The 1,591-nt window shown below is 29.4% G+C and carries 2 protein-coding genes; both read left to right on the top strand.

Annotated elements, in window-relative coordinates:
* Positions 1–182 precede the first annotated feature (182 nt).
* Positions 183–548, top strand: coding sequence for a nucleotidyltransferase family protein (locus IV73_RS06430; RefSeq protein WP_057756553.1), 366 nt, complete (start codon positions 183–185; stop codon positions 546–548).
* A 144-nt stretch (positions 549–692) separates the two neighbouring features.
* Positions 693–938, top strand: coding sequence for a HepT-like ribonuclease domain-containing protein (locus IV73_RS06425; RefSeq protein ID WP_057756551.1), 246 nt, complete (start codon positions 693–695; stop codon positions 936–938).
* The last annotated feature ends 653 nt before the right edge of the window (positions 939–1,591 follow it).

Genomic DNA, 1,591 nt, shown 5'->3' with positions numbered 1-1,591 from the left:
GATCGCTTCCTGCGAGGATAGGAAGTCGCGATGCAAAGTAAAGGCTCATCAGCAATGATGAGCCTTTTTTGTTTTATATTGAATTCACTTTTGTAGAATAAATAGTTTACAAAAAATAGTTGTGTAATATTTTGAGATGGACAAAATTAATGCTAGGGACAATCAAACGTATGTGATTAAATATGATTGAGATTGATTTACAAGCAAACAAGATGCCATTAGATATGATAAAAGAACGTGTATCGAAAGTATTTAAAGATTATGATGTTGATAAAGCATATATTTATGGTTCATATGTAAACGGTGGCTTTGATTTTACAAGTGATTATGATTTATTGATTGATGGATTTAATAACTATAACGATTTCTATGAAAAGGGAAAGATTTTGCGTAGAATGCAACGTGATTTAGAAAGTGCCAAGGTTTTAGATCGAGAAGTTGATATTAGTTTAGTGTACACCTTAAAGGAACAGAGCGTGAATGAATTAGATCATGCGTTTAAGGATAACGAAAATAGGGATAAGGTGTTGATTTATGGAAAACAATAATAAAGATATACGTCATTTGATGCTATTATTCAATATATAGATGAGATTGAAAATATCAAAAATAGACAGCAAATAGACCAAATATTGGAAAATCATAATGTAGAATTAAGCGCTGTTTTGGTGAAATTGTCATAAATTGGAGAGATGGTGGGTAGATTAAGCTTAAATATTACTGATGATTATCCAGATGTTTCTTGGCGTAAAATTAATAATTTAAAAAATATAATTGCATATGATTATGAATCTATTAGATTGGATATGATAAGATATGCGTTGACGAAGTTTTTACCAGAATTCAAGCAAAAATTGCTAATGATTATTAATCGTGAAATTAAGCTTACCCGTTTTGAATATGAAGATAAGGAGTATGGTTGTTATATAGAGAGCTAAGAGATTGTTCGATATTGAATAAAAATTAACAACTGATACCGGCATTAATAAGACGTTAAACAAAGATTTAGAAAATATGATAGTGGAGTTAGAAAGAAAGATATAAAAGATTGATTAAATAATTCAGGAATTCAAGAGATTCAACATAGTGATCTAATTGATGAATTTAAGCTGTATTACACACAACCTGGTATTTTTCCTACTTTCAATCGTTTGATTTGATTGAGGATCAGACGGTTAAACATAATTTATTATGAGCGGTGCATTTTCTATCGTGGTCGACGGATGCACTTAATTGAAGATAATTTGAAGAATTAAAAAATTACTTGATAAGACAAAAGCGCCAGTAAATAGTTTTTTAGAAGATGAACTAACTGGGGCATTGTAAACAGAGTTAACTCAAATCGCATTTAATCAAGAAAAAAACTTTACAACAAGATTTAAATATTATAGTGATAGTGGTGACTCATAATTTAGAGCAGGTAAAGCAAACGGATTTAGTTATTGAAATTGAACATTTAGGTTAATATCTTTTTTAGTTCAACGGCGGTGTTATCATATTTGCCTAGAAAAGTATAAAAAAGATTAAATTAGTAGTTGACGATTCAAAGTGTTTCATGTAATATTAATAAACGTTGTTACGAGTTATCGCA

The organism is Weissella kandleri (genome assembly GCF_001438705.1).
GTDB lineage: Bacteria > Bacillota > Bacilli > Lactobacillales > Lactobacillaceae > Weissella > Weissella kandleri.
The sequence above is the reverse complement of the archived record's forward strand: the minus strand, read 5'-3'. Positions and strand labels throughout refer to the sequence as shown.